At 44.7% G+C, this 25,639-nt stretch carries 19 protein-coding genes; 5 read left to right on the top strand and 14 right to left on the bottom strand.

Features of this window, described 5'->3' with window-relative positions; translation table 11 throughout:
• Positions 1-284 precede the first annotated feature (284 nt).
• Complete coding sequence (locus tag QUA16_RS12310) at positions 285-1,364, bottom strand: PIN/TRAM domain-containing protein (RefSeq protein ID WP_333101945.1); 1,080 nt, start codon at positions 1,362-1,364, stop codon at positions 285-287.
• 399 nt (positions 1,365-1,763) lie between these two features.
• Between QUA16_RS12310 and hemW the strand changes: the two genes are divergently transcribed.
• From hemW to QUA16_RS12290, 4 genes are all read left to right on the top strand, one after another.
• A complete protein-coding gene (gene hemW, locus QUA16_RS12305; RefSeq protein WP_333101946.1) occupies positions 1,764-3,131 on the top strand; it encodes a radical SAM family heme chaperone HemW in 1,368 nt (455 codons plus the stop codon).
• A gap of 226 nt (positions 3,132-3,357) precedes the next feature.
• The gene (locus tag QUA16_RS12300) at positions 3,358-3,576 is read left to right on the top strand and encodes a hypothetical protein (protein ID WP_333101947.1); all 219 of its coding nucleotides are present in this window, start codon (positions 3,358-3,360) and stop codon (positions 3,574-3,576) included.
• Between the two features lie 155 nt (positions 3,577-3,731).
• Positions 3,732-4,004: a DUF1830 domain-containing protein gene (locus QUA16_RS12295; protein WP_333057596.1), complete on the top strand. Its 273-nt coding sequence runs from the start codon at positions 3,732-3,734 to the stop codon at positions 4,002-4,004.
• Positions 4,005-4,522: 518 nt separating this feature from the next.
• Positions 4,523-6,088, top strand: coding sequence for an FAD-dependent oxidoreductase (locus QUA16_RS12290; RefSeq protein WP_333101948.1), 1,566 nt, complete (start codon positions 4,523-4,525; stop codon positions 6,086-6,088).
• 300 nt (positions 6,089-6,388) lie between these two features.
• Here QUA16_RS12290 and QUA16_RS12285 read toward each other — a convergent pair whose 3' ends face one another.
• Positions 6,389-7,258, bottom strand: coding sequence for a lipid kinase (locus tag QUA16_RS12285; protein ID WP_333101951.1), 870 nt, complete (start codon positions 7,256-7,258; stop codon positions 6,389-6,391).
• 223 nt (positions 7,259-7,481) lie between these two features.
• Here QUA16_RS12285 and QUA16_RS12280 point away from each other — a divergent pair, with 223 nt between their 5' ends.
• Positions 7,482-8,780, top strand: coding sequence for a HEAT repeat domain-containing protein (locus QUA16_RS12280; RefSeq protein ID WP_333101952.1), 1,299 nt, complete (start codon positions 7,482-7,484; stop codon positions 8,778-8,780).
• Positions 8,781-9,023: 243 nt separating this feature from the next.
• On the opposite strand, the gene QUA16_RS12275 is transcribed toward QUA16_RS12280, so the two are convergent.
• The 12 genes from QUA16_RS12275 to QUA16_RS12220 all read right to left on the bottom strand — a co-directional run bounded on the left by QUA16_RS12275 (position 9,024) and on the right by QUA16_RS12220 (position 24,746).
• The gene (locus tag QUA16_RS12275) at positions 9,024-10,160 is read right to left on the bottom strand and encodes a DegT/DnrJ/EryC1/StrS family aminotransferase (RefSeq protein WP_333101953.1); all 1,137 of its coding nucleotides are present in this window, start codon (positions 10,158-10,160) and stop codon (positions 9,024-9,026) included.
• A 365-nt stretch (positions 10,161-10,525) separates the two neighbouring features.
• Positions 10,526-11,404: a hypothetical protein gene (locus tag QUA16_RS12270; RefSeq protein ID WP_333101954.1), complete on the bottom strand. Its 879-nt coding sequence runs from the start codon at positions 11,402-11,404 to the stop codon at positions 10,526-10,528.
• 32 nt (positions 11,405-11,436) lie between these two features.
• Positions 11,437-12,078, bottom strand: a complete 642-nt coding sequence (locus tag QUA16_RS12265) for a sugar transferase (protein ID WP_333101955.1) — start codon at positions 12,076-12,078, stop codon at positions 11,437-11,439.
• Between the two features lie 2 nt (positions 12,079-12,080).
• Positions 12,081-13,280, bottom strand: coding sequence for an ATP-grasp domain-containing protein (locus QUA16_RS12260; RefSeq protein ID WP_333101956.1), 1,200 nt, complete (start codon positions 13,278-13,280; stop codon positions 12,081-12,083).
• Between the two features lie 66 nt (positions 13,281-13,346).
• The gene (locus QUA16_RS12255; RefSeq protein ID WP_333101957.1) at positions 13,347-14,489 is read right to left on the bottom strand and encodes a DegT/DnrJ/EryC1/StrS family aminotransferase; all 1,143 of its coding nucleotides are present in this window, start codon (positions 14,487-14,489) and stop codon (positions 13,347-13,349) included.
• Entirely contained in the window at positions 14,486-15,631 is a 1,146-nt protein-coding gene (locus QUA16_RS12250; protein ID WP_333101958.1) for a glycosyltransferase family 4 protein, read from the bottom strand. Before QUA16_RS12250 ends, QUA16_RS12255 begins: the two co-directional genes overlap by 4 nt.
• Positions 15,628-16,818, bottom strand: coding sequence for a glycosyltransferase family 4 protein (locus tag QUA16_RS12245; RefSeq protein WP_333101959.1), 1,191 nt, complete (start codon positions 16,816-16,818; stop codon positions 15,628-15,630). The genes QUA16_RS12250 and QUA16_RS12245 overlap by 4 nt, the downstream gene beginning before the upstream one ends.
• A 47-nt stretch (positions 16,819-16,865) precedes the next feature.
• Complete coding sequence (locus tag QUA16_RS12240; protein ID WP_333101960.1) at positions 16,866-18,056, bottom strand: hypothetical protein; 1,191 nt, start codon at positions 18,054-18,056, stop codon at positions 16,866-16,868.
• Positions 18,053-19,417, bottom strand: a complete 1,365-nt coding sequence (locus QUA16_RS12235) for an O-antigen ligase family protein (protein ID WP_333101961.1) — start codon at positions 19,415-19,417, stop codon at positions 18,053-18,055. The genes QUA16_RS12240 and QUA16_RS12235 overlap by 4 nt, the downstream gene beginning before the upstream one ends.
• On the bottom strand, positions 19,407-20,606 hold the full coding sequence (locus QUA16_RS12230) for a glycosyltransferase family 1 protein (RefSeq protein ID WP_333101962.1): 1,200 nt from the start codon (positions 20,604-20,606) through the stop codon (positions 19,407-19,409). The genes QUA16_RS12235 and QUA16_RS12230 overlap by 11 nt, the downstream gene beginning before the upstream one ends.
• Positions 20,554-21,888, bottom strand: coding sequence for an oligosaccharide flippase family protein (locus QUA16_RS12225; RefSeq protein ID WP_333101963.1), 1,335 nt, complete (start codon positions 21,886-21,888; stop codon positions 20,554-20,556). Before QUA16_RS12225 ends, QUA16_RS12230 begins: the two co-directional genes overlap by 53 nt.
• An 80-nt stretch (positions 21,889-21,968) precedes the next feature.
• Complete coding sequence (locus QUA16_RS12220; protein ID WP_333101964.1) at positions 21,969-24,746, bottom strand: polysaccharide biosynthesis protein; 2,778 nt, start codon at positions 24,744-24,746, stop codon at positions 21,969-21,971.
• Between the last annotated feature and the right edge of the window lie 893 nt (positions 24,747-25,639).

Below are 25,639 nucleotides of genomic sequence, written 5' to 3'. Positions count from 1 at the left end.
ATCGAACCGCGAAGACGCGTTCGGCGAAGCCGTTCCCGTAGGGTAGGACACGAAGGAAGAGAAAAGAAGGAGAAGTTGGTAATTGCTATTTTTTCTTGCTAGCTTTCCAAGTGCCACCATAGAAGTAAAAAGGATTGTTTTTACTTACCGATTCCCAACATTTAAGACACAAAAAAAAACCACTGCCCCGACTCGTCATACCGGGCGCGGTAGAGAGTCGGGGCAGATTGGGAACAACGATCGCAATATTTGATTCTGATTGCCCTGGCCATTGTTACTCTGTTTTAAACAATAACGGATTCTTGAGGACGGGCGAAAATCATGCGGCCGGCGCTGGTTTGCAGGGCGCTGGTGACTACGACTCTGGCTTCGCCGCCGACATAGCTGCTTCCTGCTTCTACGACAACCATTGTGCCGTCATCCAAGTAACCGATTCCCTGAGAGGGTTCTTTGCCTTCTTTGCGGATTTTTAGTTCGATCGTATCTCCCGGCAAATAAGTCGGGCGCACCGCATGAGTCAAATCATTGATATTCAAAACTGGCAGTTTTTGGACGGTAGCTACTTTCGATAAGTTGTAATCGTTGGTGAGCAAAATGCCGTCGATATCCAAGGCGAAGCGGACTAATTTCGCATCGACTGTGGCAATATCTTCGTAGTCTGCCGAGTGAATTTGAATCCGTTCTGGATATGTTTCTTTGATGCGGTTGAGTACATCTAAGCCGCGGCGTCCGCGCACTCGCTTTTGATCGTTGGCGGAATCAGCTACCAGTTGCAGTTCTTGGAGCACGAATTGGGGCACGATAATTTGACCTTCGAGGAAACCTGTTTCTAGCAAGTTTTCAATTCTGCCGTCAATAATGCAGCTAGTATCGACAACTTTGGCAGTGGCTGGTTTGAAAGTACCTTCGGCTAGCAACACCGTGTCAAAGCTTTTGGGGTTGATCAGTCGCAAGAAAGCGCGGCCGTGGGTGTCGGTCAAACTGACGCCTGTGAAGCCGAACATGACGCTACCCAAGACTGCGACTAGAGGTTTGATGAAGCCGAACTCGCGGGGAATTGGCAGCAGGAATAGCGGAGCCAGCATTAAGTTTGCTACTAGCAGTCCGATGATTAAGCCGATCGCCCGCGTCAGCAGCATCTCCACTGGCATATCGCGGACTTGTTTTTCCAGGCGCCGATAGGTTGTTTGAGCCACTAATCCCATCACGAAGCCGATTAATGCTCCAAACGAGCCTAGTACAGAACTTAAACCTTGTATATTTGTAACTTGCTGCAGCAGGTTGCTCGGCAGGAGTTCCACTCCGTAATAGCCAATGCCTCCGCCTGCGATTACGAATGAGATTATTATGATTGCGTCTAGCATTAGTTCTAGGTTAATGAATTTATTCCCATTATATCTTTCCAGTGCTGATACTTGTTTTCATGCTTTGGTCGGATATCGCCCTATTTACTCAGGGACTTTCATAAACTTATATTGCGCCGTTGTACCCATTGGGGGATGTGCCAGGGAGTCGCTCGGAATTTACCACGCCCCGCCGAAAGCAGGCACGAGGTGCGAATAGACCGCGCTGCGGGCTGTTGGGGAATTTTGGACGCTCAAAACCGGTACGACGTTAAATGAAAAGAGCCGTAGCACGGGCGAGGGCGGGACGCCATCGTTCGCAGCGCTTTTTTGCTAATAAAATGTCATAATATACATAATTATTCATGATTGTTTAATTAAAACTTTAGATTTGAAGTTGCGCTTTCGGCTTGAGATGTAATGAACCCTCCCACAGATTATTTAACATTTGAATTAAAAAAAAGTGTGCCAGCGGCAAATTCCGGGATTCCTAGTTCGGCTTACCTGCACATACCTTTTTGTCGCCGCCGCTGTTACTACTGCGATTTTCCGGTTTTTGTGGTGGGCGATCGCAAAAATGGCGAGAATTCCGGCACAATCGTGCAATACGTTGCCGTACTGTGTCAAGAAATTCAAGAAACTAAAAATTTAGGCGCATCTCTGAAAACAGTTTTTTTTGGTGGTGGCACGCCTTCGCTGCTTTCTGTCAGTCAGTTGAGCAATATTTTAGAGACTCTCGACGGCAAATTTGGGATTGATGCTGGGGCGGAAATTTCTATAGAAATAGATCCGGGTACGTTTACTTTAGAACAGTTGCGGGGATATGTAGCGGCGGGAGTAAATCGAGTTAGTTTGGGAGTGCAAGCTTTTCAGGATGAATTGCTGCAAGCTTGCGGGCGATCGCACTCTGTCGCTGATATTTTTGAAGCAGTGGAAATAGTGCGATCGGCTGGTATTGTCAATTTTAGTTTAGACCTAATTTCGGGACTGCCGCACCAAACTTTAGAACAGTGGGAAGCTTCCCTGAAATCGGCGGTGGAAATTTCCCCGACTCACCTGTCGAGTTACGACTTAATTGTTGAGCAGGGAACTGCTTTCGGGCGCTACTTTGAAGCCGGCGCGCAGCCGCTACCAGCAGATGAAACCGCTGCTGGAATGTACCGTTTAGCGCGGGAAATTCTGACCGGTGCTGGCTACGAACATTACGAAATTTCTAATTACGCTCGCGAGGGCTATCAGTGCCGCCACAACCGCGTTTATTGGGAAAATCGCCCTTATTACGGTTTGGGAATGGGGGCGGCGAGTTACGTGGAAGGCAGGAGGTTGACAAGGCCTCGCAAAACTCAAGAATATTATCAGTGGGTGCGATCGATCTCTGGCCTCAATTCCCCTGCTACTCCTCAAATTGGGGGGGAAACCCAGCCAGATATTTACCCAGCAATTGAGCAAAATTTTCCAGTTTCAGAAAATGACATTTTGTTAGAAACGCTGATGCTAGGTTTGCGTTTAGCAGAAGGAGTTAGCCTGTCGGCGCTGACTCAAAAGTTTACTCAGCAAACGGTTGATAAAATTTGGCGTTGTTTGCAGCCCTACTGGCGACAAGGATGGGTGGAAATTATGACGGAGGATAGGGCGATTCCCTACGGGATAGCTCCGCTTCACGCAACTTTAGGCGATGCCGCGAAACTGCCGCTTTCGGGCAATTTGAGGTTGAGCGATCCCGAAGGTTTTTTATTTTCTAATACAATTTTAGCCGATTTGTTCAGCCAGTTAGGCGAAAATAATTAGCTCTGTCTGAGGAAGTATACCCCCCGGCAAACGCGAGCTTTGCTAAAGCCGGGGCCGCCAATGCGATCGGAAGCAAATTAAATTGCTCCCTCGCTTTATACTGTCAAAAATAATATATTTTCTATCGATCCCTCAACAAAACTTAAGGCTAACTCAGCCTTCAGATAGAGGCCACGACTGCACTTCAGCCCTCATACTTAAGACTGAACATTTAAAAAGTAATTTAATGAACACTTTAACTATCGATCGCAACCAAACCCAAAACCAGCCCTGCCTTGTAATTAGCGAGCGCGGTTGCAATCCGGCTTCCAAGTGTAATTTTTGCGGTCACTACCAACAGGCAAGAGGTTCAGTCGGTCACTGTCAATTGTTGAATGCACCTGTTAAGGGAGGATGGAAATCTTGCACTTTAGCAATGCCGGCTTTTGCACCTTCTTGGGAATAGGGGGAAGGCGCTGATGTTTCCCCGGAGAAATTTATTAATTAACCCAAAGAATATAAAAAAAATGTATAAAAAATTCTGTTTTAACTGGGAATCTGCTATAATAAGCTTAGGCCTTTCGCCACTCGCTCGCACAATTGCACAAACAAGTTAAAAAGATGAATTTGACACTAAATCAGGTAATTTCCGAAGGTCATACGCGCATTTTGTGTTGGTATCTAAATAATACTAGCAAAGTGCAAATCGCTCGCATTACAAATATTCCTAATTGGTATTTTGAGCGGACGGTTTTTCCTGGAGAGCGTTTTTTGTTTGAAGCGCTGCCGGAAGCTCAGTTAGAAGTTTGCAGGAGTGCGGATACGGGTGGTATAGTGTGCGAGCGAATTTTGTGCGATCGGCTGCGAGTTGAAGAATTAAGCACGGCTGATTGAAGATAATTCCCCAGACTTACCAACGAGAGGTAGAAACCCGGTTTTTTTTCAGAAACCGGGTTTCTCTGTATGATGATAAAAACTCGGTTCGCGATCGCACTCCCAACCTCATAAACCCGGTTGATTCCTAGATTTCTCGTTACTAAGCCCAAAATTCGTAGAAACTCACATCTTGCACCATTCTCCCTTAACAGGCAAGATGCCTGTTCCACAAAGAGTAGATTTTCTTGTGGAACAGGCATCTTGCCTGTTCCTAAAAAGCTTATTGACAATGGTGCAACATCTTAGTATAAACCGAGTTTATCGCCACCCCATGCGTCAGCCCTGAAACTGTCGCAAATGTTAATCTATAGCGGTTCTCAAAAAAGTGAGGTATGCCCTATGCCCACGGAGGCCTATGCCCTATGCCCACGGAGGCCTATGCCCACGGAGGCCTATGCCCATGAGTACCTCATCTTTATGAGAAAGGCTATAAGTTAAATTATAAAAAATCAACCACTGTTTAATACTAAAAACCGATGTCCCTCACCGAACAAACCCTCTCCCAACTGCCAGCAGACGCCCTCGGAGGCCTGAGAAAAGTCGATCGACTCTGGGAAAACCTCAAACAAAACACCGCACCAGCACCCCAAGCAGTCAAACACAGCCAACAACCCCTCGAAACCCTCGACTTCGACATAGTTATCGGCGGCGGAACCCTAGGAATATTAATCGGTACAGCCTTAGCCGTGCGGGGTTGGCGAGTAGCCTTGCTTGAACGCGGCATCCTGCGAGGCCGCGATCAAGAATGGAACATTTCTCGCAAAGAATTAGACGCATTCTTAGAACTAAATTTGCTATCTGTTGAAGAGATAGAAAAGGCGATCGCCACCGAATATAACCCAGCCCGCATCAGCTTTGCCAACACCCCCGACATTTGGGTGCGCGACGTACTCAACATCGGAATAGACCCAGTTTACCTCCTAGAAACCTTGAAACAGCGATTTCTCCAAGCTGGAGGAAAGCTATTTGAAAATACACCATTTAAAACAGCAACCATTCATCCGAATGGAGTCCTTGTAGAATCGGAAAATACCGACTTACAACCTGCTACAAATTTATTTAAAACCAGATTATTATTAGACGCAATGGGACATTTTTCGCCTATTGTCCTTCAAGCTAGACAAGGGAAGAAACCCGACGCCGTATGTTTAGTAGTCGGCAGTTGCGCTCAAGGATACCCCAAAAACGACACCGGGGACATATTTGCATCCTTCACCCCAATGCAAAATCAGTGCCAATATTTTTGGGAAGCATTTCCAGCCAGAGACGGCCGCACCACCTACTTATTTACCTACATAGACGCCGACACAGAAAGATTCAGTTTAGAAACATTATTTGAAGACTATTTGCGCTTGCTTCCCCAATATCAAAACGTCGAACTCGAACAGTTAAAATTCCAAAGAGCACTCTACGGATTCTTCCCCTGCTATCGCCAAAGTCCTCTCAAAACGCCTTGGAATCGCATACTCCCAGTCGGAGACAGCAGCGGTAGCCAATCTCCCCTCAGCTTCGGCGGTTTCGGCGCAATGGTACGCCACCTCAAGCGCTTGACTCTAGGAATTGACGAAGCTTTGACAAGCGACAGTCTCAGCAAAAATTCCCTCGCACTTTTGCAACCCTACCAGCCGAATCTATCTGTCACCTGGTTGTTTCAGCGTTCGATGAGTGCTGCGATGAATCAACAAATAGACCCCAATCAAATCAATCAACTTTTGGCGGCCGTATTTCAGGTAATGGAAGACTTGGGAGAACCGGTACTCAAACCGTTTCTTCAAGATATCGTGCTGTTTCCGGCTTTGTCCCAAACCCTGTTTAAAACAGCAATTAGCCATCCCGGATTAGTTATGAAAATTATCCCGCAGGTGGGAGTAGCTAATTTGCTAGATTGGATGGTTCATTATGTAAATTTAGGAATTTATACGGGATTGCAGCCTTTGGGAAAAGCCGTAGAACCGCAGGTTAAAAATTTAGCACCCGAACAGCAATACTATTTTCACCGATTAGTTGAAGCGTGGCAATATGGCGCTGGAGGCGATTATTAATTGATTAATTGTGGCACGGGCATCTTGCCCGGGGCTAATATCTGAACAGGCAAGATGCCTGTTCCACAACACAATATAATTAATTGATTAATTGTGGCACGGGCATCTTGCCCGTGGCTAATATCTGAACAGGCAAGATGCCTGTTCCACAACACAATATAATTTATTAACTGATTAATTGTGGCACGGGCATCTTGCCCGTGGCTAATATCTGAACAGGCAAGATGCCTGTTCCACAACATAATTATATATGAACAGGCTTTCCGGCCTGTTCCACAACATAATTATATTAGTTGTGAGTCATGAAGGAGCTATAACTGCTAAAGCTTGGGGAATTACTCGGAATTTTGCAGGCGTGTAAGTTGTGATTTCACCGTCAGTATTAATCGGACGGCGTTTGCTAGTATTAACCTCAAATTCTTGAGCGTGCAAGGCGCGAACGTTAGGCCAACTGGTATGATTTCCTTGCCTCATAGCTGGCAGCAAAGCAATGATTTCCCACCATTTTTTTATTTCCAAACTGTACAAATCCAGTCGCTTGTCGTCGATTGTGGCATCCTCGGCAACTGTCATGCCACCGCCGTAGTAGCGACCGTTGCCAATGGCAATTTGAATAGTTTTAACATTAAAAGATTGGTTATTTATCTTAATTTGTGCTCGGAACGGTCGCGCTGAATAAATTGTCTGCAAAGCAGTAAAAGCATAAGCTAACACTCCCCAGCGCTGCTTTACGTCTTTAGTCAGCCGCTGGGTAATTTCCACGCTTAGTCCCAAACTCGCAACATTAAAAAAATATTGGTCGTTAACCCAACCCAAGTCTATTAACCGAACTTTACCGCTGGCAATTACTTGACAAGCTGCTGATAAATCTGTAGGAATTCCCAGAGTGCGGGCTAAGTCGTTAGCCGTTCCCATCGGCAAAATACCCAAGGGTAACTTGGTGTCTATCAAACCTTCTATGGCAGCGTTGAGAGTGCCATCGCCACCGCCGATTATTACTAATTGAACTCGATTTTGGTGGCGGCGAATTGTGTCGGGAAGTTCGCGGGCGTGGTCAGTAGATTCTACAATTAACTCAAAACCCAGTGCTTTTAATTCTCTAGTAGCTTGAGATAATAGCTTTTGCCCTTTTCGGGAGTGCTGGTTTACTAAAAGTAGAGCTTTCTTCATTGGTTGATCTTTAATGGGGAATATGGAGTTTTTTAAATTACCAAAAGTATAGCTTGATGGCTTAACTGGATCAAATTAATGCTTGATTTCGATTTTACCAATTATGCTGGATTGACAAAAATGCCAAAAAAAGGATAATTGTAACAAAAGATTGCTAAAAAATATCTTGCGTTCTCCACTAGCTGCCCTCTACCTAGCTCCTTAAAGAAGTAAAACTAAAATCATGTCTAATTTTTTAGAACAAGCGCAAGTCGCTGCCGATCGCCAAAACTGGCCTGGGTTAGTCGAATGCTTGCAGCAAGTGACAGCAGACGGTAGCAAGCCGCAGGAACAACACATTTTAGAGCAAGCTGTCAGTTTAGCAATAGAAGCCTTAAAATGGGGCGATTTTCAAGACCGTTGGGAAATTGCTAAAGTATTGCCAAATCTGGGAAATGGCGCGATCGCACCTTTAATTGCCGTGCTCGAAGACGAAGATGCAGACACCGAGCCCCGGTGGTTTGCCGCCCGCATTCTCGGAAAGTTTGATCACCCAGAAGTGATTCAAGCTTTAGTAGAATCGATCAAAAATTCCGACGAAGAATTGAGCCAAATCGCCGCCGAAACCCTAGGGAATTTAGGCCAAACAGCCATAGAATCCCTAGCAAATCTCTTGCAGCAAAAAGACTCGCGACAGTTTGCAACAGCAGCACTCGCCCAAATTCGGCGCACCGAAACCATCGCACCGCTGTTGAGCGTAGTCGGAGACTCTCAAGTTGCGGTGCGGGCAGCCGCAATCGAGGCCCTGAGCAGCTTTCACGACTCCCGCATCCCGCCGGTACTGGTAGCAGCGCTCAAAGATCCGGCGACAGCAGTCAGAAAAGAAGCCGTGCGAGCTCTCGGAGTGCGCGCCTATTTAGATGCAGAATTAGATTTAGTTAACTTGCTCAAACCTTTGCTTTCGGACATCCGATTAGAAGTTTGTCAGCAAGCGGCGATCGCGATCGGACGAGTGAAAACCGATGCTGCAGCCACTGCTTTATTTGAATTGCTGCGATCGCCCACAACTCCGGTTGAATTGCAAATCGAAACTGTGCGCGCCCTAAGCTGGATGGAAACTGCAACCGCTTTAGCCTATTTACATCAGACATTAATGGCGCAATTTCCTAACATAAATTCTACTGTTTATCAAGAGATAGTCACTGTTTTAGGGCGAGTAGAAAAGCTGGAATTAAAAGCTGTTGCTGCTGAAATTCTGATTGATTTGCTGAAAACTGGTCATCCGGCAGTGCAGGAGGGAGTTAGCAAAAAATCTTTAGCTTTAGGTTTAGGAAAATTAGGAGATATGAGAGGGCTAGATGCTCTGATTTCAATGTTGGGCGACACAGACAGCAGCGTCAGGCTGCACTGCATGGCAGCGCTCAAACAGCTAGGTGCTGCCGAGGCGAGGCAGAAATTAGAAAACTTAGTTAAGCAAGAGAGTCTCGAACCAAGATTGAAACAGGGAATTGCGATCGCATTGCAAGAATTGCAACAAAATTAATCAAGAGACAAAATACCCAACTCCCCAACTTCTTGAATAAGTGGGGGATATAATAGCGATCGCATCTTTCTTTTTCCTGACCTCCGTTACATCCCTTACAGAATCCGTAGCCGAACTTCCTTCGGCTATATAGCGGTTCTCAAGACAGTGAGGTATGGGGGCGAGTCCTATGCCCTATGCCCTATGCCCTATGCCCTATGCCCTATGCCCTCTGAGCACCTCATGTTACTGAGAAAGGCTATATCATCGATGTTCTTTGTGAATTTGGGCGATCGCACTTGTCACCCGATCTAAATCTTCCTCAGTTAAATTAGAGCCAGAAGGCAAACAAAGCCCGTACTCAAATAACTCTTCGGCCACGGCACCGCCCATACATTCGCAATCAGCAAATACTGGCTGTAAATGTAAAGGTTTCCAAACCGGACGCGCTTCTATTTTCTCTTGAGCAAGCCCTAGGCGAACTTGTTCTCTATCTGCACCGAAAGCGGCAGGATCGATCGTTAAACAAGTCAGCCAGCGAGTAGCGCGTCCAAAGGCAGCTTCCGGCATGAATTCAATTCCCGGCAAGTTTCCTAAAGCTTGTTTGTAAAAGTCAAAATTGCGCCGTCTAGCTTCCACTCGCTCCTCCAACACCCGTAATTGACCGCGACCAATTCCCGCCAAAACATTGCTGAGGCGGTAATTGTAGCCAATTTCTGAATGTTGGTAATGAGGAGCGGGGTCACGGGCTTGTGTTGCCAAAAAACGAGCTTTTTCTACCAGCTTTTGGTCATCGGAAACTAACATTCCGCCGCCGGAAGTGGTGATAATTTTATTACCGTTGAATGAGAAAATGCCGATTTTACCAAAGCTTCCCGGAGAGCGATTTTTATAGCTAGCCCCTAGAGATTCTGCCGCATCTTCTATTAGCGGAATTTCATAAGCATTGCAAGCTTCCAGAATTGGGTCGATATCGCAACTTTGACCGTAGAGGTGTACGATAACCACAGCTTTGGGTAATTTACCAATTTTTGCTCGTTTGTCAAGTGCTTCTCGGAACAAATCGGGGTTGAGATTCCAAGAAGTGCGATCGCTATCAATAAAAACAGGTTTAGCGCCAAGATAAGTAATTGGGCTAGCAGTTGCAATAAAAGTCAGAGTCGAGCAAAAAACCTCATCTCCCGAACCGACACCAATTAATTGTAAAGCTAAATGCAAAGCTGCGGTTCCGGAACTAACAGCCGCTGCGTGTTTAGCGCCAACTACCTCGCAGAATTCTTGCTCGAAAGCATCTACATGGGGGCCAACGGGGGCGATCCAGTTGGTATCAAAGGCTTCTTTGACGAACTCTTGTTCGAGGGAACCCATGTGAGGTGTTGAAAGGAGAATTTGTTTTGTCATTTGATCTTCATTTGGGAGAACGATAGGTTGGAAAAAAGTTCGACTTTAGGAGTTCTTGAGGCTCAATATTTAAATATTTTGCCCTTAATCTGACCACATAATTATTGTGATGATGATTCCGAGAGAGCGTAGAAAGTATAGTTTTTACAAAACCTTGAAAATCGGGATGCTCTTGAAGATTTCCATATACTTGTTACACAAGAGCTTCCCTTAAGTAATCCCCGGCATCTCAATAGCGATAGAGTTATACCTTCACGGGGAGAAATTATTAATATATTCATTAGGTTCTCCTTAACTACTCAAATGTACAATAGCACAAATCGATCGTATCAATTTTAGGGAACAGGGAACCTGTTCCCAGTTCACTAGGATGTTGGTCCCTTCAAACGATAATATTTGTTTGGGTATCGCCAGCGAATAAATTTATCGATCATTGGATTTATTTCCACCTTTACGGGAACATAAGTTACTTGGAATCCCATTGATATTTTGAAATCAGTTAGAGACTGCTTTTCCGGGGAGTGTTGACCGCTGACAATTTCATGAATATTCCCAGAGCGTCTGCAAACTTGTGCAAATTCAAAAGTCAATGTACTACCAATATCGGTTTTTAATGCTTCCGTTTTCACCAACCTTTCATCCATATAAGCAGTTCCGTCGATCGAGATTGCCGTAAGATATCCAATTAATTCATCTCCGAAAATACCTCCCATAACAAAATAATGTTCAGAGTCGATATAATCATTCATTTTTTCGATGTATTGTTCTTGCGATAAAAAGTGCTTATTTTTAAATCGCTTCATTGCAGATGCAAATATTTCATATCCCTGTTGCTTTAGTAATTCTTTCGCCGGCTCTCCAGTTAATTGAACTAATTTAACCAGTTTTTTACATTTACGGATATGGCTTCTGCGCGTTGAGGGCAGACTCTCCAAATTATAAGATTCCAAGTCTTGCAACAAGATAATAGGCATTGCTCCATTGGCAGCCGATAAAGAGTCTTTTTCCAAAGATGCACGAAATCCCCAAGATAATGGTGAGGGACAGGTTGCTTGATCTGCCTTCAAGCGAGCCATCCAATGAACTGGTTCATAAAAGCCGGGATAAGTTTCCTTCCAATAGCGATCGCAATGCCTTAAAATGTGAGTTCCAGACTCACGAAGACTATTAGCAAATTCGGCTTCTTTGATAGATACCAATTTCGCATCTGAAAGGTCTTTATTCTTAAAATATCTAATTGGCATCTAACTTATTTTTCTCTCTATACAGCTTTCAACTAATCAACTATTGTTTGGTAAATATACGCTAAATCTTTGAAAAAAGAAGCTTCTTTTAAGTATTCTAAATTCAGACGGACTTTTTCTGGATAAATCACTTCATTGTTGTATTGAATTGGATCGCTAACATTAGCTAATATCCCCTCTTCGTTACGGTAAGCCAAAGTTGCAGGGCCAGTAATACCTGGTCTTAGTAGTAAAAGTTTACGTTCATCGCCTTCCAACTTATCTGCATAGCCGGGAACATCAGGTCTAGGGCCAACAAAGCTCATTTCTCCTACCATCACATTCCATAGTTGTGGCAATTCGTCAAGTTTCCACCGTCGCAAATAAGCACCAATAGGTGTAATGCGTCGATCGCCTGCCACAGTAATTGTACTATCTCCTTCTTGCCGAACATACATTGTGCGGAATTTTTTAATCTGAAACAGCTTACCTTCTTGACCCACTCTCTGTTGAGTAAAAAGAATAGGGCGACCGTCTGTTACCAAAATAATAATGGCGATCGTGCCGATTGGAATTGCTAAAATTAGCAACCCCAAAAAAGCGGCTGTAAAGTCGAATAGACGCTTGCCAAATAACAAGTATAAGTTCACATTGCTTTTGATTTGGTTGGAATTGGTATCAGTTTTATTTAGCATAATTATTGCATCATTTCCACAGCTACAGGATTAATATTACCACCAGAAGCTAAAAAAGAACTGCCATAATAGGCAAATTCCATAAATAAAGGTAGGGGATCGAGCCAACGAAAGTCATCGTAGCTACAATGACGACCGGGCAAGAAAATGCGTTTAAGGGAAGCCAGGGGAGCCAGCCGTTTTCCACTACGGAGTTCACCAACGCTAGCAATAGTTTCACCCACGATCCAGAGGCTAGAAATTGGTGGCGATACGGGTTGAAAAGACTGAGCATCTGGTTCGCCTGTAGTTAGCATTGTTACTAGCCCTCTAGGGAAATCATAGCCATTTTTGACAGCTAGATTTAGCGCCCCCCAAAAACGAGGATTCATTTCAATCAAATAGGCAGAAGATTGTTGAGCATCAACCACAAAGTCAAAATGACCGATGCCAGTCCAGTTAAGTTCTTTAGCCATTTTTTTGGCATAATCTTCTAGTAGTGGAAAATGACAACGTTCCCGAAAAACGCTGGTGCCAAATCCTCCTTCCTTACAACGCAGATAGCGTTCGGTGAAGCAGGCTTTTACCTCGCCTTTTTTGGCTAAAAAGCAACTGCCATAAATACTACCTTCTATATATTCTTGCAGAATGGGCATTTGGTTATTTGCCAAACTAAAGTCTTCCACAATTTCCCGGTATTTTTGAACGGTTTCCTCTGGTGAATCGCTCCGAAAAACACCTTTTCCACTGTTACCCCGTCGGGTTTTAATCACGAGCGGAAATCCCAGTTCTCTAGCCAGAGAATCAACTTCGGAAATACTGGAAGGTGTAAGTGTTTTGGGAACGGCAACTTGGGCTGCCTCGGCAATTTTAATAATTTCATACTTATCCATTACCCTGAGTAAGTCATTCCGAGAAGGACAGGCAATTATCAAATTTTCCGGTAAGCGCTCGCGATAAGTTTGAATCGGCAAACTATCCTCGTGTACGGGTAACAAAACATCAATTTGTCGCCGTTTGACAATGGCTGCTAATTCATTTACATATTGCTCCGGCTCTTTAAATGGATGGGGAACAAAATCGAAACCGCGAACGAACCTAGAAACGCGGGTCATGCTCAAAGGTGTAAAATCGCACACATAAACTTCCCAGCCAGCACGGGCAAGACTTTCAGCGGCTACATAAGCCGTGCGACACCATCCATAGGTCAATAAAACGCGCATAATCGTCCTTTAATTAAGTTAATAATTTACTCAAAAAAGCTTCGGCATAGGGTTTTTGATGTAGCTTTATATTGTGATGCTCCCTAAAACAGTGGCAATGTATTTTATAGACGTTTCATCCAAACTGGTGTTGCACGGCACAAGTAGCAAGCGTGCTGCTAGCGCGTGCGCGTTGGGTAGTTCATCTGGCCCGCCCAGCAATAGGGGGTAGGGGGTTTCCGTTTGGATGCCGCGATCGTACAGAGAACAGCGCACGCGATAGACAGACTCCTGCGCTTGTTCCGGCGTGGCATTAACAAGCAAAGGAAACAGATGTATTTTCGTCTGACCCTCTGTGTCTGCCAATCGCTTAAACGTCTGACAACTTGCCAGCACTTTGTCCAACAAAATGCGGGTGTTTTCCTGCTGTCGCACTGCGAGTTTAGTACGCCGCCGCCACTGCGTCACTGCGATCGCCGCTTGCAATTCCGACATCGACGCGGCACGCATTTCCTGCAACACAGCCCGTACTCCCGTCTCCTTCTCCAGCGACGGTGGCGCAGCCCCCCCTAACTTTTTCGGTAAATACTCACGCACAATAGCCCGCAAAGCATAATTAGCGAAAAGCGGTAATTGCTCTTTAGCCGTCAGTCTTTGGTCTGGCAAATTTGGTGTCACAGTACCCGACTTAAGCCATAAAACTCCACCACCAACTGCCGTTAGGGCTTTGAAGTTGAAACTCCACACACCCGCCGCACCACGAACGCCACAGGTATTATAGCCCGCTTGATAAGCCGCATCCTCAATTACTGGCAAGCCCAAGTTGGTAAGCAGCGCGTAGTCTTGGTCTATTCCGTAAGTGTTGGCGGCCAGAATTGCATCCACACGCCCAGCAAGTACTGTTTCGGTCAATTTCTGGGCGTCGAATAGCAAGGACGACGAAGCGCAATCAACCGCGACAATTTCTGCCCCGCCAGCCCGCAATCCCGTTAGCGCCGCCGGACAAATATAACCGGGGACAGCCACGCGCCGCACGCCCAACGCCTTAACTGCCAGCGCCAGTCCGTAACGCGCCGATGCCAGCAAATAAGGTTGCCAGCCCGATAGCGCAAATGCCTGCAATTCTCCCGCTAGCGCCTCTGTGTAGCTGCGCCCCACTAAGGCTAACGCGGCATTCGCCAGTTCCGAGGCACCCCAGTCCGGTATGTTGATGCGAATGTGTTTTTTCATCGACTCAGTGCTTCTGCATAAAGGTCTTCATGGAGTTTAGTTATCTGCTTAATTTGATATTTTTGCATTTTCAATCGTCCATTTTGACCCATTTTTTTTAGTTCGTCTGGATGATCTAAAACCCAAGCCATTGCTCGTGTAATTCCCGGAATATCTCCTACTTCTACGAGCAGACCGCATTCGTCTTCAACTAACTCTTGAATCCCCCTAATTTTTGTTCCTATCACAGGAATTTCCATCGATAAAGACTCCAAAACGCATCTAGCTAATCCCTCTTGTTCGGAAACTAAAATTGTTGCCAAAGAAGCTCGCATAAGGATAGGAATATCCCGGCGCATTCCTAAAAAATGTACCCGCTCTTTCACACCCAAATCTGAGGCTAATTGTTGCATTTCTTCTTTGACCGATGTAGTGCTAGGGCCTGCTAAAGCTAAATGTACTTCTGGTCGATTCAATGCACCAAATGCCTGGATAACATCGCGATGACGCTTGCGGGGAATCAATTCTGCTACTGTTAAAAACAAAGGAGTTTCTTTAGTTAAGCCCAAATCTTGACGCACCCGCGCTACTTCAGCTTCCGAAACCAGATCGGGATTGTAATAATCCAAATCTACTCCTATTCCCGGCATATAACGGATGCGATCTGATGGCAAAAAATGGTGTTTTTTTGCTGCTGCTTCATCCTCGCGATTGATCGTTACTAAATAATCAGTCCAAGGTCCAGCTAATTTTTCTAAGTTCAGGTATATTGCATTTTTAAATTGGCTTCCTCCCGGATGAAAGTGAAAACCATGAGCAGTATAAATTACCTTGCATTTGCCCTGTTTTCTGAAGTCGTTTAGAGCAGCTCGACTTACAAAACCAGCTACAGGAGTATGAACGTGAATGATATCGTATTTTTCCTCAGCCATTGCTTTTTTAATTACTTGCGGAGCAGCGAGGAAGTTCCTGGGATCTAAAGGATTACGCGACCATTCGATTTCCCAAACTTTATCGAAAGACGACAAGCATTCCGGGTGTTTGGAAACACGCAGCGCCATTGCATCTACCTGCCAACCTTGGGAGCGAAAATGTTGAGCAAAAGGCAGCAGAAAAGCACGCAGCGTACCTTCTATGGTAGTAACTATTAACAGTTTCGTCATTTTTTTTCCTTCAACCAAGTTTCTGTAATTTCTCGGACGTGGCGATAAAATTCGATTCGTTGTTTTTGGAGAATTTCATCTCGATATTCTGTGGCTATTTGTAAGTTACGCGCTGACATTTGCGCCATGCGATCGGGGTCAGTTATTACTTGGCGAATTTTAGTCGCCAATGCTGTAACATTGCCGGGGGACACCATATCTTCCGGGGGTAACAATTCCGGGATGCCTCCTACTGTGGAGCCAATGCAAGGCAATGCTCGCGCCATTGCTTCTACCATTGCTCTAGGTAAACCTTCCTGATGGGAAGGTAGAACGAACAAATCGGCTCGCTCCAGTTGGGCCATTACTGCATCACCACCGGATAACTGACCGAGGAAAGATACTCGCTCTCCCAAGCCAAGGGATTTGGCTTTTGCCTCTAATTCCGATCGATGTTTGCCATCTCCAATTAAAGTTAATTTGAGATCTAATCCCTCTCGCACGCAAGCCGCAACTGCATCGATTAACACATCTGGCGCTTTATAAAGTTGAGCCATCGTACCGACAAAAATCAGATTAAATGTCCCTCCCTGACGCGGTAGACGAGGGGAAGAAACTAGCGTGCGTTCTGGAATATCTACATCCGATACACCTACGGAAAAGTTAGCACAAGGGTATCGTTGCTGCAAAGCGTGTTTGGTAACATAAGCTGCTGCTGCTGCTTCTCTACAATGCCGTCGCAGTCGCCGGGGAGATGACCAGCGCAAAAACGGGCGCAGGGGATGTTTTACTGACCCAGGTGCAAAGACATCGTAGGGGTCTGCTACTACTTCTACGGCATAAGGACGCCCAATTTTGTGTAGCATGGATTGAATAGGGGATGCGATCGTGGAACCAACGCGCAAAATTACCGCATCGTTTGGTTTGACTGCATTTCTGGCACAGCGCCGCACTTGCCATGCTTTGAGCAGATATTGCCAAGGGCCAATGTAATAGGGTATGGCGGCAAAGTCAACGGCTTCGCCATTTGCTTGTTTCCAGTCGGAAGGCACATTCGGTACGTCTCGCACGCGAGCTACGACGCGCACGCGATCGAATACTTGTAAGTATCGTGTCCAAAAGGAATAGGGGAAGGTTGTTTGCGTCCATACCTTGCCATCTGGCGTGCGATCGAAGCGATGTTCTAAAGTTACGACAACATTCATCATAGCGGGAGAGAGGGGCTAGGGGCTGGGGAATGAAAGAGCAATAAAATCTAAAGTTCCTTAGTTGCTTGATAAACTGCGACATCTAAAGGTTTGAGAAATCCAGATAGTCGAGTGCCGTTTAATGTTAGATTGTCAGGATGATTTTCAAACATACGTTTTAGTTTGGTAATTTTTGACGGGATGGCGATCGATACTTCTTTGCGATCGTAAGACCTGTTAATTACTACTACTAACGCTTCATTTTGATACGTCCATATTCCAGCTATTACCTTTCTTATCCTCACATCAATTATATTTAATTCTCCCTCTAACAACTGGGAATTAATTGCTTTTATTTCCGGCACTAGAGTCTTCATTCCCGCCCACAAATCTGGGTATGATGGCAAATGCCAATCGTTATCGTGATAAGTGTAGTAAATAATTCCTTTCGCACCTGCTAATAAAGCTTGGTAGGTCATATTTCTCACTTCGTCAAAGGTAGGTATGCGAATTGCACGAGATTCTCCTTGCTTTTTGTTTTGCCAAGCAAAAGCTTGTACGTTAGCATAAACAGCCTTCTGGTATGGAGCAACTGCATCGCGGACAAGGGAAACCCGATCGTAGGTTAATGATATCTCATCATCTCCGTTACCAATAGGATAAGACTGCATGGCAATTACATCAGCACAACTGGCAAATTCTTTAATTTTATTTGAATAACCGCTGATATAAGTGATATGATTTGGATCGTTTAATTTCACTTGTTGGTGTAATTTTAACACTTCTTGGGGAACGAGTTTACCATTATCAACATCATCCGCAATATTCCAACCCAAAACTGCCGCTTTTTCTTTGAAGGAATTGACCATTTTAACTAACCCAATTCCTTGTTCGCTCAAAACATAAATCCCAAGGCGATCGGCTTCATTCAAAAATCGCTCGTAACTATTAACTTCCGTTGCGGAAGCATGAATTGTGTTGAATCCAGCCGCTGCAATATCCCGCATATCTTTGATTAATTCTTCTGGTTTGGATTTCCAAGAAACGTGATAAAACCCGAACGGAAAAAAGGATTTACCATTAACTAGGGTGATGCCGTTAACAATATTTACGCTCTTATTTAACGATTGATTTATAGTGGTGGCTTGAGAATAGCAGGGTAAATTCTTATTTGTTGTAATTGCTACAGTTATTACTAGCATTACCAAAAATAATGCTACCAATGTATAGATTTTATACCATTTGTTTCGCTCGCTCATATTTTTTCGCTTAAGCCTTTTGAGTTAGGTAAAGATTCTTCTAGTAAATAAGGAGTTCTCAGGACAATTGCTACCGAACTTATATAAAGTCCCAGAAACTGACCTAGAGCGGGTTCTGGATAAAAAGTTTCTTGACTAAGAGCGGTAAGTAAAAAAGTAACTGTTCCCCATAAAAAGGGTTTTTCTTTGATTTCTATTTTATACAAATAGAATAGAATCATCCCAAATAATATGCCAAATATGCTCAAACCTATCAAACCAGTTTCGGAAGTAATTTGTAGATAAAGCATATGGGCATTGTCACCTCGATCAATCGCCGAACCAAAACCATTTCCGACAATCCAACTAACTTGATTGTCATCTAATGCAGCCAGGTGAGCAGCCCATCTTTTATCCCTTCCACTTAAATTGTCAGTGTTATTAGCTTGGAACACGGTTAATTGGCGATCTATAATTGAGCCTTCGTAGGAATTTAGCTCAATACTTTTCAACCCTAAAGCTGATGCCAGTACAGGTAAAATCCATGCTAGATTAACAATAAATAAAACATAAATTGGTTTGGTTACCAAATAGAGCGACATCAAAAACAATATAGCTGCGAATCCAGAACGAGACTCGCTGATAAATACAGTTAGCGCAGAAAGAATAAGAAAAGTAGTATTAGATATATCATTTTTTTGATTACTGCCTAAGTGCAACCTTAAAATCAAAAGCATCATTACTTGCGCAGCAACATAAGCATGGTTGTAACCGACAAAACCTAAACCCTTAGTTCCAATTTCACCCACACTACCATAGTATTGCCAAGCTCCAACTTTTGGTAAATGGGCGGTGATTAAGGAGAGAGGTATTACACCCGCATAGGTTAAGAAAACTCCCAAGCAAACAAAAATTAGTACACCATCAACAATTTGCCTCATTTTCTGAAGTCGCTCTGGTGTTAATGGAATACGAGCAATTAACCAAAATGAGCTAAAGTATTGCACGAAGCGATAAAGTTGGAAAGCTCCAAAAGGAGGACCAACGGCATTGGGTTCGGCAGAAGCCAAGTAGCAAAGATAGGATAGGATACTTCCCAACAAAATAATTATAAAAATAGAAAATATATTTTTATTAGGAAGAGATAGGGGCGTAGTATATTGACGACATCGGATAAAGGTGAAGACGATGAAGAAAAATGCCAAATCAGAAAAACAAGGCCAAAGTGCCCAAGGCCCGATTGGTAAGATCGGAACGGTGAAACTTTGGGATAACAAATAACAGCAAAAAGCAAAAAATAACCATTTCGTGCCTTTTAACTGCGATGACGATATAGGAATAGAATTAGGTTTAACGGATTTAGCCTTAGTTTTAAACTTCATTAAAAGATCGCTCCAGGTAGAGTGCCTCCAATTGTTTAAGGCTATTATGAATATTGAAGGAACTTTGCTCGACCAATTGATAAGCTTCTGTTTGCGTAATTTTTGGTTTGGCGTTTTTAATAGTTAGGAGCGCTTCAGACCATGCGGATGCAGACTTGGATAAGGAAAGTCGTTGCATTAATGGCCGAACTACCTCTACTTCCTGAGTAATTACATTAGACAAAATACAGGGTAAACCAGCAGCTTGCGCTTCCATCAAAACCAGAGGTAGTCCCTCGTGAAGGGAGGGCAAGAGGAACAGATCCATTGCACCCAGCATCAATTGAGGAACATCCGATCGCACGCCTGCCAACATAACGCGATCGCTCAAATTCATCCGATCGACTTTTTCCTGCATTTGCGCCCGCAATGGGCCATCGCCCACCAATAAGAAACGGATATCAGCATCTTTCTTAGCTAGCAAAGCAGCGATATCTAAGATAAATTCATGGTTTTTTTGTTCTTCAAATCTACCAACATGACCGATGGCAAAAGCATCGACAGGAATGCCTAATTGATTGCGTATTGCTTGTCGATCGACAGATTGGCGAAAAGGAGTCAAATCGACACCACAGTAAAGCACTCGCCAGCGCGGGTCATTTTCCCAATGGGAACCGAACAAAGATTGGGCAGATGGGCGACTTGCCGCTAAACCGATCGTGGCATGGCGAGAAATCAACCATTTCATTAAATTCAAATACAACTTTCGCGTTGGGCTAGCCTTAGCTTCTACGGCAGAGGTATCGTTATGGCTGTGGGCTATGCGGATGGGTACACCAGCGTGCTTTGCTAACCGGAGAACGTAACCGTTGAAGTGCTGAACGTGGCTGTGGACAATATCATACGATTCATTTTTCTGGAGAATTCGTTTAAAATTAGACCCGTAAAGCAACGGTTGGGATGCGCGAGGGCAAGATATAATCTGGCTGCCAAGAGTGCGAACTTCGTCATCGTAAGGGCAGGGTTTAGTGGTATTAACCAAAAAGTCAATCACAAAGCGATCGCGATCAATATGTCTCAAAACGTGCATCAGCCAAGTTTCAATGCCACCGCGGTTCATGCCACCGACAACATGAAGAATACGAATGGGACGCTGCTTAGTCGATATTTGATTTTGTTCCTGGATATTTGTTGAGTCTTTGCAGTGCATACACGATAACTCCCACACTAAAAACTGCTTGAACGATCGCCCCAATAATCAGAGCGATCACGGCCCCTTGCACTCCCATCGTCGGAATTAACCGAAGACAAGCTATCGCAGAAATCCCCGTTACCAAACCGAACAAAGGCATTTGCACCTGAAAGTATCTAGCTGCCGTCATCCCGTAACCCAAGAAGGATGACACATACCCCATACCCGCAACCACCATTAGCCACGCGAACAAATCAGCTCGTTCGGCATACTCGGGTTTATATAGTAAAGTTAAGATTTCCCTGCCAGCAACAATAGCTAAAAAAACGCCCGCCCCACCTAACATCAAGCCTATCCCCACCAGCTTAAACAAAAGTGTGCGAAAAGCAGTGCTATTTCCCGCTGCATAATATTTTGCCAGCCGCGGACTAGCAGACTGCGCTAGTGCGCTCACTACCATGTTTCCTGCTACCATCAGGTAAGATATTGCAGAGAAAATCCCTAGTTCTCGTTCGCCTAAATACCGCTCGATAAAGTATCGAGGAATGTTAGTATTCAGCGAAATCAACATCATCACAAAACCCAGAGGTAAAGCCAGCAAAACTAACTTGCCCAGAGTTTTTCCGTGCCAGCGCGGGTACAAGGGATTTTTGCTGTTTGCAGGTTCAGCATCAGCAACTAATAAATTTTCTTCCTCTCTCCCCTGCGAAGAATTCCTTAAAAGTAATCTACCATTGCGAAGCTCCCATCCGAATAGGACTAAACCCCATGCAACTGCTAATCCGATCGCTCCCCCTAAAACACTCCCACTCACGGAAACTCCGATGCCTAAAAGTAACAGCGATAACGGGCCTTTAATCATTAGGGATATGGCAATCCTATCCATCCGTTCGTGCTGTTGAATCAATCCGTAAAACACGTCACTGATCGACTCGAAGGATTTCGCCAGTGCGATAGTCAAAATCATCAAGGATTTCTCCCCTGGGTATCCAGCTTTGAGCGTAATGCCCGCAATTATCAATAGTGCTAACCCTGTTCCAATTAACCTCAGACCCAGATAATCGCTAAAAACATACTCCCCTTTGGCATCCGTCGCTTGGATAGCTCGCAGTTGCAGATTAGTAAACATGAGTACAGGCGCTGTAACTGCCAATCCCAAGGTAAATTGACCCACCATTTCAGGACTGCCCAATTTAGCAAGCACCACCAACATCCCCCACTGGGAAGCGGCATAAATGAGGTTGCCCGTGAAAGTCCAGGAAAAATTACGGCGCAATGTTAGTGGTTTCAACTGTTGCATTAGTAACTAATTACCTGCTTGCTCATTGGTGAATTCCCCATCGTGTATTTCCCCTTTCAAATTTCTTCACAAAGACCCCATTAACTTTTAACAGCCATACCCCCAATCAATTTTTCTACCTTAGAGCCTTCTACAGGCTTCGAGAAAAAGTATCCCTGTCCGTAGACGCACTTCATAGATTTTAGCTGAGCTATTTGCCAGCTCGTTTCTACTCCTGTGGCAATCATCCCCATACCTAACTCTTGAGTTATGGCAATAATTTTGTGAAAAATTTCTAAGTTGGGGTTGCTAGCATCCAGGCCGGTGACGAGAGAGCAATCTAGCTTCAAACTGTCGAATTTCCCATACTTCAGCCGCGTCAATTGGTAGAGCTGAGTTAATGATACATCACTAAGACCACAGTGGTCGATTTGTACTTGCACCCCTAAAGTTTTAAGTTTGAGAAAAACAGACCCAGCCCACTCGGAATTTTCCGTCACAACATACTCAGGAATTTCTAACCTCAAACTCTGAGCATCGAGATTTGTTTCTTTCAATATTTTGGCAATAGTCTCGATTAATTCAGCTTGGAAAAACTGTTTGCTAGTCAGATTCACGCTGACTGTTAAAGGAGCGTTAAGACGAAATTGCGACTGCCAAATCCGCATCTGGCTGCAAGCTTGCCGCAGTACCCACTCGCCAATAGGAACAATCAAGCCGGTTTCTTCTGCCGCTGGTAGGAATTCGTCTGGCCAAAGCAAACCTCGATTCGGGTGCTGCCAGCGCAACAGCGCTTCAAAACTACTAATCTTATTAGTTTCCAGGCAGACGATCGGCTGATAGTGAATCCGAAACTCCTCATTTGCCAGAGCCACACGCAAATCATTCTCTAAATGAATAGATGCTGCACTGCTAATCTTTGCCACAGGGGTTGTTTTTTGGGCTGTAGTGGCGTCCAAATTGGCGGTTGAATACCCTGGTACGTACTCAGGCACTAACTGCTGTAACATTGAGACTATTAAAGTGGTATCATTGCGATCGCCTGCTTGACAAAGGGCTTCTATTTCCTGGTCAATATTTTCTTTCACTAGGCGGCTGGCATTGCCGAGACTCAGAATTTTTTCGTGTTTAGTGCGGTTGTATTTCTCGCCCGGAATAAACAGTTCTTCAAACAATTTTTCTCCCGGCCGCAGCCCTGTAAACGCGATTTCTATGTCTTTACCCACTTCATATCCTGAGAGCCGAATCAAATCTTTTGCTAAATCAAAAATTCTGACTGGTTCCCCCATCTCCAGCATGAATACTTCCCCGCCCTTGCCGATGACTGCTGCCTGCAAAACCAGTTGAACTGCCTCGGGAATTGTCATGAAATAGCGAGTGATATCTGGATGGGTAATTGTGATCGGCCCGCCCTCAGCAATTTGTCGCTTGAAAGTAGGTACGACGCTACCGCGGCTGCCAAGAACATTACCGAAACGAACCACTACAAAGGGGTTTTTGCTTTTTTTGGCTGCTTGCAGCACCAGCATTTCGGCAACTCTTTTGCTAGCTCCCATAATGCTCGTTGGATTCACCGCTTTGTCGGTGGAAATCATCACAAATTGTTGCACATTGTATTTCAATGCTAGATCCAGCAGATTTTTCGTCCCCCGCACATTGTTAGTAATCGCTTCCGGCGGGTTTAATTCCATCATGGGTACGTGTTTGTGAGCGGCCGCATGAAAAATGATGTCGGGTCTCACTTTTAGAAAAACGTACTCTAATCGCTCGCGAAAGCGAATATCGGCCATAAAGGCTGTCACGCGAGTAATATCTGTTGGGGTTTTGCTGGTTTTTTTGAGTTCTGACAGGACTTTTCCTAATTCTTGTTGAATGTTGAATACAGAATTTTCTCCGTGTCCGACGATGATGATTTCCGCAGGAGCGCACTTTAATATTTGCCGACAAAGTTCGCTGCCGATGGAGCCACCCGCACCGGTAATTAGAACTTTCTTACCTCCAATCAATCCCAAGACTTTCTCAACATCGGTTTGGATGGGTTCGCGGCGGAGCAAGTCCTCAATCTGTACATCTCTGAGGCTACCTAAACTGACACGACCGTTGATGATTTCATTGAGGCCGGGGAGGGTGCTGGTTGGAATTCCAATTGACTGACAAATTTCTACGATCTCCCTAATCTCTTTTCCCGGAGCTGAGGGGATGGCAATCATAACTTTGTCGATATTTAGCGATCGAACTACCTCCGGAATGTTACAGCGATTGCCGACTACAGTCAGTCTGCCAATCTGCTTGGAGATTTTTTTGCGGTCGTCGTCTATGAAAGCGATTGGATCGAGTCCTACCTCTGGGCTCCTCTGCATCGTTTGCATCAGAGATGTGCCTGCACTGCCCGCACCGACTATCAGGACGCGCTCGCGTTGCTGAACTTTCCACGATTTTTGGTTCCATCTTTCCAGAGCTGGAATGCTGAAACGAATCGCCGCCACTAACAAAAAGCTGATCATAGCGTCTAGTAGCGGCAGCGATCGTGGCAGATTGGCGATCGGCGAATTATTTAGCTGGTAGAGTTCTTGGAACAAGATAATTTCCCCTGCTAGGGATATACCTATCAGCATCGTTATTTGTGCCATTTCTTCCAGGCCCGCATACCGCCAGTAACGCTTGTAGAAGCCGCCGCCATAAAATACTGTAAGCTTGAGTGCTACAAATAATACTGTAACTACCGCTAGGCTCTGTAGGTAGGGAGTCAGATCCAATATGCCATCTAAACGAATTTCCAAAGCCAGTAACGGTGCGATCGCAAAACAAATTGCATCGATTATCAAAAAATGACGGGTTCTTAATCCCACCAACACTTTGCTAATTTTTTTTCTGATCATATTCTTCCGACGCTATTAGACAACAACTTTACCGTAAGTAGATCGAGTCCCTAATGCTGAGGTATTTTTTTATACCACCCTCTCCCCTGAAATTAATCAACCTTTTAATCGTCGGGCCTAACTCAAGTGATATTATGGTTAAGGAGAGATTATCCAGAATATGTCCCGTCTCTTGATTTCATTGGAAAGAGAAATTTTTTAGCTAAAATTTATAGATGCCACCTTATTGCTGCGTCTATCTTCTCCTACTACTGGTTCGATCGCCCAGAAGTTTACAATTATTTACACAATTTTACCCAAAAATATTTCTCTAGGGGGATGGCTAACAACATATGTGTTAAAACTATGACAGTGCTTGACTTAAGTGATACAGTGGATATCCTCAATAATGAGTTTAAAAGCCTAGGGCGTGTTTTCTTGCCTCGTTGTATCCTCGAAAATAGGCGAGTTCCGGCAGGGAGTCTTGAGGAACCCTTGGAGACTTAAGTAGGGAACAGTGGGATTAGTTAAAACCGCTACTACCACCGCTCCAACCCAAAATCGGTAAGCCTGCGTCACGACCATCGACAAGTTGTCAATGGCATTATGTCGATACTCAGAACCGGGACTCCGTGGTGAGACCCGCCAAAACGTTATAGTAAGTGGGTTCAGGGTGGCAACACGGTTTTATCGGTGGCAAAAAGCCGATCAAAGGAAATAAGTCTTATAAGGCCTACAAGCCGATACGGACCAACTCCGAAAGCTAGACTATCCGGTTCATTACGTCACTCGAACCGTGATTCGTGCCCACCAACCCTCGGCTATGGTGGAAAAAAGGAGCTAGTCCCTAGGTAGCGAATAAATAGACAAAATGATACACTTATAGACAAATATGCGGTGTACCATTTTGTTTA

The sequence above is a fragment of the Microcoleus sp. S13_C3 genome, from assembly GCF_036700905.1.
Lineage (GTDB): Bacteria > Cyanobacteriota > Cyanobacteriia > Cyanobacteriales > Microcoleaceae > Microcoleus.
The sequence above is the reverse complement of the archived record's forward strand: the minus strand, read 5'-3'. Positions and strand labels throughout refer to the sequence as shown.

Excerpts from the sequence above, each read along its gene's own strand:
- QUA16_RS12225 (WP_333101963.1), bottom strand. The coding sequence starts at position 21,888 with ATGCAACAGTTGAAACCACTAACATTGCGCCGTAATTTTTCCTGGACT.
- QUA16_RS12230 (WP_333101962.1), bottom strand. The coding sequence starts at position 20,606 with ATGCACTGCAAAGACTCAACAAATATCCAGGAACAAAATCAAATATCG.
- QUA16_RS12295 (WP_333057596.1), top strand. The coding sequence starts at position 3,732 with ATGAATTTGACACTAAATCAGGTAATTTCCGAAGGTCATACGCGCATT.
- QUA16_RS12290 (WP_333101948.1), top strand. The coding sequence starts at position 4,523 with ATGTCCCTCACCGAACAAACCCTCTCCCAACTGCCAGCAGACGCCCTC.
- QUA16_RS12220 (WP_333101964.1), bottom strand. The coding sequence starts at position 24,746 with ATGATCAGAAAAAAAATTAGCAAAGTGTTGGTGGGATTAAGAACCCGT.
- QUA16_RS12300 (WP_333101947.1), top strand. The coding sequence starts at position 3,358 with ATGAACACTTTAACTATCGATCGCAACCAAACCCAAAACCAGCCCTGC.
- QUA16_RS12250 (WP_333101958.1), bottom strand. The coding sequence starts at position 15,631 with ATGACGAAACTGTTAATAGTTACTACCATAGAAGGTACGCTGCGTGCT.
- QUA16_RS12285 (WP_333101951.1), bottom strand. The coding sequence starts at position 7,258 with ATGAAGAAAGCTCTACTTTTAGTAAACCAGCACTCCCGAAAAGGGCAA.
- QUA16_RS12280 (WP_333101952.1), top strand. The coding sequence starts at position 7,482 with ATGTCTAATTTTTTAGAACAAGCGCAAGTCGCTGCCGATCGCCAAAAC.
- QUA16_RS12235 (WP_333101961.1), bottom strand. The coding sequence starts at position 19,417 with ATGAAGTTTAAAACTAAGGCTAAATCCGTTAAACCTAATTCTATTCCT.
- QUA16_RS12245 (WP_333101959.1), bottom strand. The coding sequence starts at position 16,818 with ATGATGAATGTTGTCGTAACTTTAGAACATCGCTTCGATCGCACGCCA.
- QUA16_RS12265 (WP_333101955.1), bottom strand. The coding sequence starts at position 12,078 with ATGCTAAATAAAACTGATACCAATTCCAACCAAATCAAAAGCAATGTG.
- QUA16_RS12255 (WP_333101957.1), bottom strand. The coding sequence starts at position 14,489 with ATGAAAAAACACATTCGCATCAACATACCGGACTGGGGTGCCTCGGAA.
- QUA16_RS12260 (WP_333101956.1), bottom strand. The coding sequence starts at position 13,280 with ATGCGCGTTTTATTGACCTATGGATGGTGTCGCACGGCTTATGTAGCC.
- QUA16_RS12275 (WP_333101953.1), bottom strand. The coding sequence starts at position 10,160 with ATGACAAAACAAATTCTCCTTTCAACACCTCACATGGGTTCCCTCGAA.
- QUA16_RS12270 (WP_333101954.1), bottom strand. The coding sequence starts at position 11,404 with ATGCCAATTAGATATTTTAAGAATAAAGACCTTTCAGATGCGAAATTG.
- QUA16_RS12310 (WP_333101945.1), bottom strand. The coding sequence starts at position 1,364 with ATGCTAGACGCAATCATAATAATCTCATTCGTAATCGCAGGCGGAGGC.
- hemW (WP_333101946.1), top strand. The coding sequence starts at position 1,764 with ATGAACCCTCCCACAGATTATTTAACATTTGAATTAAAAAAAAGTGTG.
- QUA16_RS12240 (WP_333101960.1), bottom strand. The coding sequence starts at position 18,056 with ATGAGCGAGCGAAACAAATGGTATAAAATCTATACATTGGTAGCATTA.